Raw genomic sequence first — 12,914 nt, 5'->3', positions numbered from 1 at the left:
GATCGTGCGGGGGCCGTACGTCGAGCTGTGACACGGGTCGCCTGCGCCCAGGCCGGGGCGCGCGCCCCGGGGGCCGGGGAACGCGGAGTCGGAGGGCGCGACGGACAGCGGAACGGAGGCGCATGGATGGGCGCATTGGTCTACGCCAACCGCCCCTGGCCTTGTATCCTCATCCGTAGCCAGTAGCACACAATCCCCCCACCCAGGTTGCGTGCTGGCGCGGGCGACTCCCACAACACTGCCCCCAGCAGCCGGGTTCCCCCCACTCGCCTCCTTTAGGAGAGCCACGGTGAAAGTTCGCACCAGAAGCTCGGCAATCATCGGCGCCATCTGCCTCATTGCTTCCCTTGCCTTAGCCACAGCGTCCGCCGACGAGCCCGCCGCCCCACGTCAAGCGGCGGAGGTCACGCTCAAGCAGGTGGCCACAGCCCAGAATCCGATCGCCGGCGCCGCCGGGCCCGGTGACACGGTCTGGATCGCCGAACGCGCGGGCACCGTACGGGTCCTGGGCGATCAGGGGCTCGGCGAGCCCGTCCTCGACATATCCGGCGAGACCACCACCGACGGCGAACGCGGCCTGCTGGGCATCGCGTTCGACAAGGAGTTGGCGCACTTCTACATCTCGTTCACGAACCTCGAAGGCACCAGCACCGTGGACGAGTTCGCTGTGCAGGACGGCGCGATCCAGCCGGACACCCGGCGCACCGTCCTCACCCAGACGCAGCCGTACTCCAACCACAACGGCGGCGACATCAAGTTCGGCCCCGACGGCTACCTCTACATCGCGCTCGGCGACGGCGGCTCGGGCGGCGACCCGCACGGCAACGGGCAGAACCTCGACACGCTGCTCGGCAAGCTGCTGCGGATCGACCCGAGCGGCGGCGACCCGTACGCGATCCCGGCGGACAACCCGTTCGTGGACGACCCGAACGCGAAGGGCGAGATCTGGGCGTACGGGCTGCGCAACCCGTGGCGGTTCTCCTTCGACGCGGGCACGGGCGACCTGCTGATCGGCGATGTCGGCCAGAGCGCCTGGGAGGAGATCGACTGGGCCTCGGCGGACAGCAAGGGCGGCGAGAACTACGGCTGGTCCGCGATGGAGGGCACCCACACCTTCCGGGGCGGCACGGAGCCCGCGAACCACGTGCCGCCGATCCACGAGTACGACCGTAACGGGCTGGGCTGCTCGGTGACCGGCGGATACGTCTACCGCGGCGAGGCGATCCCGGACCTCAAGGGGCAGTACGTGTTCAGCGACTACTGCGACGGCACCGTCCGCGCTCTGCAGATGGAGAACGGCCAGGTGACCGGCGAGAGCGACCTTGGCGTCAACGGCGGCGAGGTCATCTCGTTCGTACAGGGCGGCGATGGCGAGCTGTACGTGCTCGCCATCGGTGGCACCGTCTCCCGCATCGACCCGGCGTAACCGCCCCGACGCATAAAACACCAGGTCAGGCCCGGCGCTGCGAAATCAGCACCGGGCCTGATCCGCTGTGCGGCGGCGGAAGTCGAGGGGCCTTGATCGCGGAGGCGCAGGAGGCCTGAGGGCTAGGCCAGGGCCTCCCGTATCGCCTTCGCGGTGGTAGTCGGGTCGTAGCCCTCGGGGACGCCTTCGAGCAGGATGATGTCGCCCTGGATGTGCCGCGAGCGGAGCGGAGCGATCTCCTGGTATGCGGGAGAGTCCCACCAGCCCCGCGCCTCGGCGATCCCGGGGAAGCCGATCACCACGACGCTCCCGGGCCAGGTGCCCTCCTTCACCTCGTGCTGCGTGGCGTGTACGAGGAAGCGGCCGCCGTAGGGCTCGAAGGTGGCGGTGATGCGCTCGATGTACTCAGCGATCTCCTGGTGCGGGGCGGCCTCTTGGAGATTGGCTATGGCGTAGGCGGGCATGGTGTCCTTCCGGTCGGTCGGGCTCCGTACAGCGGCGATCGTGGCAGGCGTACGAGCCGGGGTCGATGACCTGACAGGTAAGCGTCCCCGGCTCGCAGCGCGCCGCACGTTCCGGGGCCGGCGCTGAAACACCGCCTCGGCACGCTGTGGCCGGGGCCCCACCGGCACGCTGTGGCCGGCTCCCGACCGCCGGATCCTGCGACTGGCCCGGCGGGTGGACGGGCTGTCCCTGCGGCTCGTACTCGCCGGCCTGGGAGCCATCGCACTGGTCCCCTTCCCGACGACCATGCTGTCCGAGTACGCCTCGCAGCCCCTGGCCGTCGCCGTGTACGCGTCGACCATCTGCGTCATCGACCTGCTGGAACTGGCGGTGTTCCTCACGATCTGGCGCCGCCCGCACATGTCCCACCCCATCTCCGACCGCGTCGCCCGGAACATCCTCACGGACCTCGGCACGACCGTCCTGGTCTTCGCGGCAACGGTGCCGATCGCCTTCGTCTCCCCCACCGCCGCCCTGTGGACGTGGCTGTCGCTCATCCCCCATCCCCATCAAGATCACGCTCGGAAGGCGGGAACGGTCCCGGGCCGGCCCGGACACCCGCTGAGACCCCGCTCCCTGGCGGCGCCCGACGTCCGGTGCGGCGGGGCGTCGTCTCGCGGCGTCCCACCCGATATCCGCTGGCCCGCGGGCGCCACGCCCGCCACAGTGGGCGGATGCCCACGCCTGATGCCCCGTTCCTGCCCGGACTTGAGCTCGCCAGGATTCTGTACGAGGAGGCTGTGCGGCCCCTCCTCGATGACACCTTCCCCGGCCTGCGCTACGCCGCCGCGCGGGTCGGGTCCGGCTCGGAGGTACTCGGCTTCGACACCGCGAGGTCGGCCGATCACGAGTGGGGGCCGCGGCTGGAGCTCTTCCTCGCACGGGACGAGGTGGCCGAACACGGCGCCCGTATCCGCCGGCTCCTCGCCGACCGGCTGCCGAAAGAAGTACGGGGCTGGCCGACCCACTTCCGGCAGGCGGACGATCCGCTCGATCCGGTCGGGCTCATGGAGCCGACGGACGGCCCGGTCAACCACCGGGTCTCCACGCAGGACGTGGGCACCTGGCTGACCCGGGAGACCGGACTGACCGGACTGACCGGACTCGGTCCGACGCGCACCGAACCGACCGTCCGGGACTGGCTCGCGATGCCGCAACAGAAACTCGCCGAGGCCACCGCCGGTGCGGTGTTCCATGACGGGCCCGGCACCCTCACCGCCGTACGGCGCCGGCTGGCCTGGTACCCCGATCAGGTGTGGCGGTATCTGCTGGCCTGCCAGTGGCAGCGGATCTCCCAGGAGGAAGCGTTCGTCGGACGCTGCGCGGAAGCCGGGGACGATCTCGGCTCGGCAGTGGTCGCGGGACGGCTGGTACGGGATCTCATGCGGCTGTGCCTGCTCCTGGAGCGGCGGTACGCGCCGTACGGCAAGTGGCTGGGCAGCGCGTTCGGCCGGCTGGAGGTGGCCGAGGAGCTGATGCCGTCGCTGCGAGGTGCCCTGGCGGCGACGGCCTACCCGGAGCGGGAGCGCCACCTCTGCGACGCGTACGAGACGGTGGCCTCGCTGCAGAACGAGTCCGGGCTCGTCGAACCGGTGGATCCGCGGCGCCGCCCGTACCACAGCCGGCCCTTCCTGGTGCTGCGCGCCGACCGATTCGCACAGGCACTGGCAGGGACGGTCACCGATCCGGACCTGCGAGAACTGCCGCTGACAGGCGGCGTGGACCAGTGGGCGGACAACACGGACTTCCTCCACCGACCGGCCCCGATCCGCGCGGCCACAAGCACGCTCGGGCGCGACGGTGCGCGGCGGCCGTCGTAACCGGTGACCGGCGGCCGTCGTGACAGGCGGCGAGCCCCGGCGGCGCGTTCGCGCTGGCGATACTCCCGCTGCTGTACGCGGTGCTGCTGGGTGTGGCGATGGCCTCGGGCTGACGGCACCGGGAGAATTGGTCCGGTTTTTCGGTCCTCAATCGGACCGGTACACCGAACCGATCGACGCCTAGGTTGAAGTCACCGCACGTCAACACCCGAAGGGGTCGACTGCGCCATGCGAAGAACACGCAGGACCAAGGGAGTTCGACATGCAACGACGTCGTATCGGCGGGCCGTCCGGGGTCTCGGCCGGGGTGCTGTGCCTGGGGACGCTGCCCTTCGGGAGCACCGTGGACGAGGAGACGTCTTTCGCCATCCTCGACCGGTTCGTCGAGGCCGGCGGGAACCTGATCGACACCGCCAACAACTACGTCTTCTGGCATCCCGGCACCACCGGGGACGAGAGTGAGACCACCATCGGCCGGTGGATGGCGAGCCGCCGGGTGCGGGACGAGGTGCTGATCTCGACCAAGGCCGGCGCTCGTCCCACCGTCCCTGGCACCGGACTGGAAACGGCCGAAGGGCTCTCCGCGGCCGCGATACGGAAGGCCGCGCAGGAGAGTCTGCGACGCCTGGGCACGGACCGGATCGATCTGTACTGGACGCACATCGAGGACCGGTCCGTCCCCCTGGAGGAGACTCTCGGCACGCTCAATGAACTGGTGTCGGACGGCCAGGTGTCCATCCTGGGCTGCTCCAACCACACCACCTGGCGGACCGAGCGGGCGCGTGCCGTCGCCCTCGCCAACGGCTGGACGGGCTACACCTGTGTGCAGCAGCGCCACTCCTACCTTCAGCCACGTTTCGACATGAGCCTGCCGGAGTCCGGGCACGTCCACGTGACGCCGGAACTGCTGGACTATGCGCGCAGCGAGCCGGACCTGACGGTCATGGCCTATTCGTCGCTCCTCTCGGGTGCCTACACCCGGGCCGACAAGCCGCTGGCGGCGGCCTACGACCACCCGGGCACCGGACAGCGCCTCGCCGTGCTGCGCGAGGTGGCCGCGGAGCTGGGCGCGACCCCCAACCAGGTCGTTCTCGCCTGGCTGCTCGGTGGAGACCCGCCGGTGATTCCCGTCGTGGGCGCGAGCTCCGTCGAGCAACTGGACGACGTACTCGGCGCTCTCGCCGTGGAGCTGGCACCGGACCTCAGGGCGCGGCTCGACCAAGCCGCCATGCCGGCGTCCGCCACGCCGGTGTCGTAACCCGAGGGCGGACGCCCGTCCACGCGCAGCCTCAGACGGCTGCGCGTGACGCGTCCCCGGCGGCGGGCCGAAGCGGGGGGCCGGCCCGCCGCCGCGCCTCATGGACGGCTTCCGCCTCATGGACGGCTTCCGACAGACGCCGGACGGCGCCCGGCACCGCCGCGTCGGCCAGGTTGCCGTACCCGAGCACCAGCGTCGCGCCGCCCGGCCCCGCCGCCACGCGGTACTCGTCGAGATCCGCCAGCCGTACATCGCGCCGCGCGGCCTCCCGTACGACATCCGCGGCGGCGCAGTCCGTGAGGTGGAGCAGCAGATGGAACCCCGCTGCCGCACCGGAGACCTGATGGCCAGGCAGCGACGAGGCGATCTCCCCCAGGAGGGCGTCGCGCCGTCGCCTGTACCGCAGCCGTGACGCCCGCAGGTGCCGGTCGTAGGCACCCGCGTCCAGGAAGCCGGCGAACGCCTCCTGGTCGATGACGGGCGGCGGCGCGACGGCGGCGTTCGCGGCACAGAGCCCGTCGATCCAGCGGGGCGGCGCCACCACCCAGCCGATCCGCAACGCCGGGGACAGCGTCTTGCTGATCGACCCCAGCAGCGCGACCCGCCCCGGGTCCATGCCCTGAAGGCTGCCGACCGGGTGACGGTCGTAGCGGAACTCCGCGTCGTAGTCGTCCTCCATGACCAGCCCGTCGACCGACCGGGCCCAGGCGATCAGTTCCGCGCGGCGGGGCGGTGTCAGGACCACACCGGTCGGGAACTGGTGAGCGGGTGCCACGATCACCGCCCGCACCCGCGGCATGCGGCTGAGCAGCTCGACCCGCAGGCCGTCGCCGTCCACCGGGACGGCGACAGGGACGAGTCCCGCCGCCGCGACGGCCGAACTCAGTCGCGACCAGCCCGGGTCCTCCAGCGCCACATGGGTATGTCCGTCGGCGCGCAGGGCACGGCACAGCCGCAGCACCCCGTCGAGCGTTCCCCCGCAGACCATGAGGCGGTCGGCGTCCAGCGACGCGCCCCGTCCCCGGACGAGATGGGCGGCGAGCCGCTGCCGGAGCCGGTGGTGGCCTGCGGGGTCGGGGTAGCCGAGTTCGGCCGACGGCAGGCTGCCGGCCGCCTCCCGTACCGCGTCGGCCCACCGCTTACGGGGAAACGCCCGCAGGTCGGGCATGCCGGGCACCATGTCGTACTCCGGATTCCAGGGCGCCTCCCGTCCGGCGCGGCCGCGCCCGGGTACGGGAACGGCCCCGGCGCACACCCGGGTGGCTGAGCCACTGCGCGCTTCGAGATACCCCTCCGCGATGAGCTGGGAGTAGGCCTCGGTGACCACCCATCGCGAGCAGCCCAGGTCCGCCGCCAGCGCCCGGCTGGGCGGCAGGACGCTGCCGGGGACGATACGACCGCCGGTCACCGCTGCCCGAAGCGCCCGGGCGAGCCGCAGGTGCAGGGGGCCCGCGGACCGCCCGCCCTGCTCCCCGCCCGGCTCGCCGTCCGGGTCCAACTCCAGGTGCAGGTCCAGGTCCAGGTCCAGGTCCAGAAGCGTGCCCCGGGCCGGATCCATACGGTCGTGTGCCATGGAGCCCGATGCTACCGATCACGCCGGACGGGCCGGGGGGCGAAGGCGGTGACCGACCGTCACCCCTACTCAGTACGTACCGCTCTGACCGGCCCTCGGAAAACGCAGACATGCATCGGCCCGCACGGGAAACTCGTACTCCTGACAGAGGAGGCGCAGATGCCGATTACATTCCGTAAGAGTTTCCGGATCCTGCCGGGGGTGCGGCTCAATATCAACAAGCGCTCCTGGTCCATCACCACCGGTGGCGGCAAGCACGGGCCGCGACAGACGTCCAGCAGCACCGGGCGGCGGACGACGTCCATGGATCTGCCGGGGCCGTTCGGGTGGCGCAAGACGACGACCAAGCGGCGCGGACACTGAGCGGGGTGACCCGGTCGGCCGCCGTCCCGGTCATCGAGCACCCGGACGGCGGCGCAGCGGTTGCCGGGGCGGCCCCCGGCTCCGAGGATCGGAGCGTGGGCGGCCGCCCCGGGCATATCGCCCGGGTACCGACCCGGCCGACCGCCCGGATGGCCGTCACCCCGACAGCGCACCCCCGCAATGCCCTTATCTCACATCTGAGATAACCTGCATCTATGGCAGACGACTACCTCGTACGCATCGGCAAGCTCATCCGAGACGCCCGTCAGCACCGGGGCTGGACACAGACGCAACTTGCCGAGGCACTGGCCACGAGCCAGAGCGCCGTGAACCGCATCGAGCGCGGCAACCAGAACATCAGCCTTGAGATGATCGCGCGCATCGGTGAGGCGCTCGACAGTGAGATCGTTTCGCTCGGCTACGCCGGGCCCATGCATCTGCGGGTGGTCGGCGGCCGCCGGCTCTCCGGCTCCATCGACGTCAAGACGAGCAAGAACGCGTGCGTGGCACTGCTGTGCGGCTCGTTGCTCAACAAGGGCCGTACGGTGCTGCGCCGGGTGGCGCGCATCGAGGAGGTGTTCCGGCTCCTGGAGGTGCTGAACTCCATCGGCGTCCGCACCCGTTGGATCAATGACGGGGTGGACCTGGAGATCGTCCCGCCCGCCGAGCTGGACATGGAGGCGATCGACGCCGAGGCGGCCATCCGCACCCGCTCCATCATCATGTTCCTCGGCCCGCTGCTGCACCGGATGGACACCTTCCGGCTGCCGTACGCCGGTGGCTGCGATCTCGGTACGCGCACCATCGAGCCGCACATGATCGCGCTCCGCCGCTTCGGCCTGGACATCGCCGCGACGGAAGGGCTCTACCACGCCCAGGTGGACCGCTCGGTCTCGCCCGGCCGCCCCATCGTGCTGACCGAACGCGGCGACACGGTCACCGAGAACGCCCTCCTGGCCGCCGCCCGCCACGACGGCGCGACCGTCATCCGCAACGCCTCGTCCAACTACATGGTCCAGGACCTGTGCTTCTTCCTCGAAGCGCTGGGCGTACGGGTCGACGGCATCGGCACGACCACCCTGACCGTGCACGGCGTGCCGAGCATCGACGTCGATGTGGACTACTCCCCCTCCGAGGACCCGGTCGAGGCGATGAGCCTGATCGCCGCCGCCGTGGTCACCGAGTCCGAGCTGACGATCCGCCGCGTCCCGATCGAGTTCCTGGAGATCGAGCTGGCGGTGCTGGAGGAGATGGGGCTCGACCACGACCGCACCGCCGAGTACTCCGCCGACAACGGCCGTACGCGGCTGGTGGACCTGACCGTACGGCCCTCCAAGCTGGAGGCGCCGATCGACAAGATCCACCCGATGCCGTTCCCGGGCCTGAACATCGACAACGTGCCGTTCTTCGCGGCCATCGCGGCGGTGGCCCAGGGCAAGACCCTGATCCACGACTGGGTCTACGACAACCGGGCCATCTATCTGACGGACCTCAACCGCCTCGGCGGCCGGCTCCAGCTCCTCGACCCCCACCGCGTCCTGGTGGACGGCCCGACCCGCTGGCGCGCCGCCGAGATGATGTGCCCGCCGGCCCTGCGTCCCGCCGTGGTCGTCCTGCTGGCGATGATGGCGGCGGAGGGTACGTCCGTACTGCGCAACGTCTATGTCATCAACCGGGGCTACGAGGACCTGGCGGAGCGCCTCAACTCGGTGGGCGCGCAGATCGAGATCTTCCGCGACATCTGACCGACGAATACCGCGCCCCTGCCTGACCTGCGAGAACGCAGGCCAGGCAGGGGCGCGGCGGCATCCGTGGGACCTCTCTGGCACTGTGCGTCTGAGCCCGTGCGCCCGCCCGGGGTAGGAAGTGGGAGTACGGCACCGTTCCGCCATTGCCGCGCGGCCGGCACACGCTCGGGCGCCCACGCATCGATCCTGCGGGGTGCGGCAGCCGGCGGACCGACCGTGCTGGAGCGGCACGGATTGCGTGCGAGTCGGCGAGCCGCTTCTTCCAGTTGCGCAGCGTCTCCGTGCCCACGCCATTCAGCGGCTGGGCACCGAGACACGGAAGGATGTTCCGGCGCACCCGCTGCTCGATGCGCTCGACGGTGGTGGTGCAGCTCGCGCCGGCGACGTCGAAGGTCACCTCCGCCCCCTCGTACGCCACCCCGACGAGCGTGACGTCTGCGGACCCCGACGTCGGAGCCCCGTACTGGGCTGCCGCCCATAGCGCAGAGCCCAGTCAGGCCGGGCCGCCCGTCCCGGGGGTACCAGGCGTCGAAATCCTCGTCGTGCCACAGGCCGTCCAGCCGGTCCCGTACCCACATCGCGGTCGCGCCCGGGGAATTGCTCGCCCGGGCCACCCGGGCCCCTTCCGCCTGGGACTCTCTAGATCCCCGACAGAGCCTCTCATTTGGTGATGTTGCGCCTGGATTGACACCGTGTTGACTCTGTGGCGGCTGTGTTACGTCTCCCGCGACCTCTTGTGGAATTCCTGCGGAACCATCAATCTTTCGGCTGGCGCACCGAGTTGGCACACCCCACCTGGAACTGTCCGATCAGCCCTGTATTTCCGATTGACATGTTCCTGTCGTAATCGGACTACGGAGGATGCGAAGCACAGCGAGCGGCCCCCAGTGGCGTCCGCTGCCTCCCCGCGCCTCGGCCCCACCCCACCATCAGCGCACCACCTCTCGAGGAGGACCCTCACATGGCAGCAATGCGTCACGCCCGGCGAAGACTCGGTCTTGCCGGAATCGGTACGGCAGCCGCCGCCGCGCTCGTACTCGGCGCGGTCTCCGCGCTCCCCGCGAGCGCTGCCTCCCAGCAGCCGGAGGGCCAGATCCAGTACGCCGGCGCCTCCGGCTCTATAGCCAACAGCTACATCGTCACCTTCCACGGCTCCGCCGCCAAGGCCGGCTCGGCCTCCGGCAAGGCGTTGGCCAAGGAGTACGGGGCCAAGATCGAGAGGACCTACACCAAGGCCCTCAACGGCTACGCGGTGAACCTCTCCGAGGCGCAGGCGAAGAAGTTCGCCGCCGACCCGTCGGTCGCCTCCGTCGTCCAGAACCGGACCTTCCACGCCGACGCGACCCAGACCAACCCGCCGTCCTGGGGTCTGGACCGGATCGACCAGAAGAACCTCCCGCTCGACAGCAGGTACACCTACCCCGACTCCGCGGGCCAGGGCGTCACGGCGTACATCATCGACACCGGCGTCCGGATCACGCACAGCGACTTCGGCGGACGCGCCTCCAACGGTTACGACGCCGTCGACAACGACAACGTCGCCCAGGACGGCAACGGCCACGGCACGCATGTCGCCGGTACCGTCGCCGGCACCTCGTACGGTGTCGCCAAGAAGGCGAAGATCGTCGCCGTGCGCGTCCTCGACAACAACGGCTCGGGCACCACGGCGGGCGTCGTCGCGGGCATCGACTGGGTGGCGCGGAACGCCGTCAAGCCGGCCGTTGCCAACATGTCGCTCGGCGGTGGCGCGGACAGCGCGCTCGACACGGCGGTCCGCAACGCCATCGCGGCCGGTGTGACCTTCGCGGTCGCCGCCGGCAACGACGGCCTGAACGCCTCCAGCTACTCGCCCGCCCGGGTCACCGAGGCCATCACGGTCGGCTCGACGACCTCCACCGACGCCCGCTCCAGCTTCTCGAACACCGGCACGGTGCTGGACATCTTCGCGCCGGGTTCGTCGATCACGTCGTCGTGGAACACCAGCGACAGCGCCACCAACACCATTTCGGGTACGTCGATGGCGACCCCGCATGTGGCGGGCGCCGCAGCCCTGTACCTGGCGGCCAATCCGACGGCCACACCGGCCCAGGTCTCCTCGGGCCTGGTCTCCCTGGCCAGCACCGGCGTTGTCTCCAACCCAGGCAGCGGTTCGCCGAACCGCCTGCTCAACGTGCCCGGCGGCACGGTCACCCCGCCCGGCGCGAAGTTCGAGAACACCGCCAACTACACGATCAGCGACAACGCCACCGTGGAGTCGCCGGTCACCGTGAGCGGTGTCGCGGGCAACGCCCCGGCCTCGCTGAGTGTGCCCGTGAACATCGTGCACACCTACATCGGTGACCTCCAGGTCCAGCTGATCGCCCCCGACGGCTCCGCCTACACGCTCAAGGCGTTCAGCACCGGCGGCAGCGCGGACAACATCAACACCGTCTACTCCGTGAACGCCTCCTCGGAGGTGGCCAACGGCACGTGGAAGCTGCGGGTGACCGACAACGCCACGGCCGACACCGGGTACATCGACTCCTGGGCGCTCCAGTTCTAGAAGAGAGGGTTCCGTCCCGGCAGGGGATTTGAGCGGGGCGGAGTCATCGCGGTGACGTGCGAGTTGTGCCGGTCTGCACAGGCCCGGCGTCCACGAGTGTGCCGACCTCCTGGATCAGCGCTTCACCGTCCTGTGGAAATGGCCGATGCCTGATGGACCGCACGGTCCATCAGGCATCGCGCCGGTTCAGGGTGGACTGCGCCGAGCGCGGCCGAGGCAACGAAGACGTTCCAGGACGCCGTCGCCGACTTCGATGCCGGGCCGTCCAACCCTTGCGCGCAGCCCCGATCTCCTCGTGCGACCGCGCTTCCGACATCGTTGTTGAAGGCGCGGCCTGCACAGATCGCGGCCCTACGGGATGCGGCAAACCGTGAGGGAGCACCGCGCGCCGGGGCGTACGGTCGCCTTACGGCGTGTAGACGGCGTCACTGCCGTACAGCTGCCTGGTGAACGCGGAGACGTCGGCGCTGCGATCGGCGCCGTCGAGGTTGTACGTCAGATAGACGCCGTACCCCTCGCTGACGGTGCGGCGGGCGAGGTCGGCGGCCGTGCTCTGTGAGGTCCGGCCGATCTCGACGGCCGCCGGCGACAGCTTCGACTTGGGCAGTGCGATGCCGGGGACCTGCCAGCTGCCGTAGTACGGGTTCCAGGCGTAGTCGAACTTGGACGAGAGGTCGACGCCGCCGTAGGAGAGCCGCGACGCGGCCGGGCCGATGTTGTAGAGGCTGATGATCTTGTCCGGCATGTTCACGCGCAGCGCAGTCACCAGGTGGACGAACGAGCTGTCGTTGGGCTGGCCGGTGCCGTTGTTGCCGTACTCGGCGTACTCGTCGTCGAAGTCGATGCCGTCGAGGCCGTACTTGGCCACGGTGTCCGACAGTTGTTTGGCGAACGCCGAAGCCGCTTGCTGATTCGGGAAGTTGGCGAAGCCCGCGCCCTGGTGGTTGCCGAGCACCGAGAGGACGACCTTGATGCCCTTCTGCTGCAACGGCCGTATCTCCGTGGCGGCGTTGTCGAGGACACGCTGCACGTTCTCGTTGAAATGCAGATACGCCGCCTTCGTGCCCGTGTCGTAGTTGATGTTCGCCGCGAAGATCACGGCGACGTCGAAGGCGTTGCCGCCGTCGGCGAGGGCGTACTTGCCGACGTTGAGCATGCTGTTGTTGTTCACCTCGACGTACGCCACCGAGGTCGGCCCCTGTTTCGCGGGAGCGGGCGCGGGCGCGGGGGCCGCTGCCGCGCCGGTCGTGGCTGTCGTGCCGAAGGCGAGGGCGGCGACGGCCGCCAGCGCGAGCGCGGCCGTCCGCACTCTGCTCCGTACCAGAGTGAACATCGTTGATCGGTCTCCCATCGCATGGGCCGGCGCCCGGCCTGTTCGAAAGTGCCGAGTGTGCGCTCCAAGGTTTCCGCTCCCGTGACCGAATCCCGAGAATCTTGTACGAACTCTCACGAGTTCCACGTACGTTCCACCCCAACCCGCCATCTGAACAAGGGAGTTGGTGCGTCCAGTTCCACGGTCCACATGCTCCCGAGGGAGATCGGCCGGCCCTCCGGGATCCAGGCCGTGTCGGAAGCCGGGCGAGGCGCGCGAACCTCTCACGCCCGCCCGCGTCACCGGCACTTCGCGTCTGAGCTGCGGCCCCTGCGGACCTCTGTCCGGGCCCGCCGCCGTCCGGGCTG

At 70.1% G+C, this 12,914-nt stretch carries 9 protein-coding genes; 6 read left to right on the top strand and 3 right to left on the bottom strand.

Annotated elements, in window-relative coordinates; translation table 11 throughout:
• Nucleotides 1-289: 289 nt before the first annotated feature.
• Complete coding sequence (locus tag ACZ6MZ_RS08735) at nucleotides 290-1,426, top strand: PQQ-dependent sugar dehydrogenase (protein ID WP_389674854.1); 1,137 nt, start codon at nucleotides 290-292, stop codon at nucleotides 1,424-1,426.
• A gap of 122 nt (nucleotides 1,427-1,548) precedes the next feature.
• Here the strand turns inward: ACZ6MZ_RS08735 and ACZ6MZ_RS08730 are convergent, their stop codons facing one another.
• Entirely contained in the window at nucleotides 1,549-1,890 is a 342-nt protein-coding gene (locus ACZ6MZ_RS08730) for a DUF1330 domain-containing protein (RefSeq protein ID WP_469350633.1), read from the bottom strand.
• 714 nt (nucleotides 1,891-2,604) lie between these two features.
• Between ACZ6MZ_RS08730 and ACZ6MZ_RS08725 the strand changes: the two genes are divergently transcribed.
• Both ACZ6MZ_RS08725 and ACZ6MZ_RS08720 read left to right on the top strand, forming a co-directional pair.
• A complete protein-coding gene (locus ACZ6MZ_RS08725) occupies nucleotides 2,605-3,750 on the top strand; it encodes a DUF4037 domain-containing protein (protein WP_469350632.1) in 1,146 nt (381 codons plus the stop codon).
• 262 nt (nucleotides 3,751-4,012) lie between these two features.
• Nucleotides 4,013-5,008: an aldo/keto reductase gene (locus ACZ6MZ_RS08720; RefSeq protein WP_469350630.1), complete on the top strand. Its 996-nt coding sequence runs from the start codon at nucleotides 4,013-4,015 to the stop codon at nucleotides 5,006-5,008.
• Nucleotides 5,009-5,039: 31 nt separating this feature from the next.
• On the opposite strand, the gene pdxR is transcribed toward ACZ6MZ_RS08720, so the two are convergent.
• Nucleotides 5,040-6,581, bottom strand: a complete 1,542-nt coding sequence (pdxR, locus tag ACZ6MZ_RS08715; protein ID WP_469350627.1) for a MocR-like pyridoxine biosynthesis transcription factor PdxR — start codon at nucleotides 6,579-6,581, stop codon at nucleotides 5,040-5,042.
• Nucleotides 6,582-6,740: 159 nt separating this feature from the next.
• Here pdxR and ACZ6MZ_RS08710 point away from each other — a divergent pair, with 159 nt between their 5' ends.
• The 3 genes from ACZ6MZ_RS08710 to ACZ6MZ_RS08700 all read left to right on the top strand — a co-directional run bounded on the left by ACZ6MZ_RS08710 (nucleotide 6,741) and on the right by ACZ6MZ_RS08700 (nucleotide 11,234).
• Nucleotides 6,741-6,944: a DUF4236 domain-containing protein gene (locus ACZ6MZ_RS08710; protein WP_384329435.1), complete on the top strand. Its 204-nt coding sequence runs from the start codon at nucleotides 6,741-6,743 to the stop codon at nucleotides 6,942-6,944.
• A gap of 215 nt (nucleotides 6,945-7,159) precedes the next feature.
• On the top strand, nucleotides 7,160-8,689 hold the full coding sequence (locus ACZ6MZ_RS08705; RefSeq protein ID WP_384190224.1) for a helix-turn-helix domain-containing protein: 1,530 nt from the start codon (nucleotides 7,160-7,162) through the stop codon (nucleotides 8,687-8,689).
• A 964-nt stretch (nucleotides 8,690-9,653) separates the two neighbouring features.
• Complete coding sequence (locus ACZ6MZ_RS08700; protein WP_469350624.1) at nucleotides 9,654-11,234, top strand: S8 family peptidase; 1,581 nt, start codon at nucleotides 9,654-9,656, stop codon at nucleotides 11,232-11,234.
• A 406-nt stretch (nucleotides 11,235-11,640) separates the two neighbouring features.
• Here the strand turns inward: ACZ6MZ_RS08700 and ACZ6MZ_RS08695 are convergent, their stop codons facing one another.
• Nucleotides 11,641-12,567, bottom strand: a complete 927-nt coding sequence (locus ACZ6MZ_RS08695) for an endo-beta-N-acetylglucosaminidase H (protein WP_469350623.1) — start codon at nucleotides 12,565-12,567, stop codon at nucleotides 11,641-11,643.
• Nucleotides 12,568-12,914 lie beyond the last annotated feature (347 nt).

This window comes from Streptomyces sp. NPDC042201, from assembly GCF_055582185.1.
Note: the sequence above shows the minus strand (reverse complement) of the source record. Positions and strands in the feature narration are given on the sequence as shown.

Coding starts and splice junctions, on each gene's coding strand:
- ACZ6MZ_RS08730 (WP_469350633.1), bottom strand. CDS start 1,890: ATGCCCGCCTACGCCATAGCCAATCTCCAAGAGGCCGCCCCGCACCAG.
- ACZ6MZ_RS08725 (WP_469350632.1), top strand. CDS start 2,605: ATGCCCACGCCTGATGCCCCGTTCCTGCCCGGACTTGAGCTCGCCAGG.
- ACZ6MZ_RS08720 (WP_469350630.1), top strand. CDS start 4,013: ATGCAACGACGTCGTATCGGCGGGCCGTCCGGGGTCTCGGCCGGGGTG.
- pdxR (WP_469350627.1), bottom strand. CDS start 6,581: ATGGCACACGACCGTATGGATCCGGCCCGGGGCACGCTTCTGGACCTG.
- ACZ6MZ_RS08710 (WP_384329435.1), top strand. CDS start 6,741: ATGCCGATTACATTCCGTAAGAGTTTCCGGATCCTGCCGGGGGTGCGG.
- ACZ6MZ_RS08705 (WP_384190224.1), top strand. CDS start 7,160: ATGGCAGACGACTACCTCGTACGCATCGGCAAGCTCATCCGAGACGCC.
- ACZ6MZ_RS08700 (WP_469350624.1), top strand. CDS start 9,654: ATGGCAGCAATGCGTCACGCCCGGCGAAGACTCGGTCTTGCCGGAATC.
- ACZ6MZ_RS08695 (WP_469350623.1), bottom strand. CDS start 12,567: ATGTTCACTCTGGTACGGAGCAGAGTGCGGACGGCCGCGCTCGCGCTG.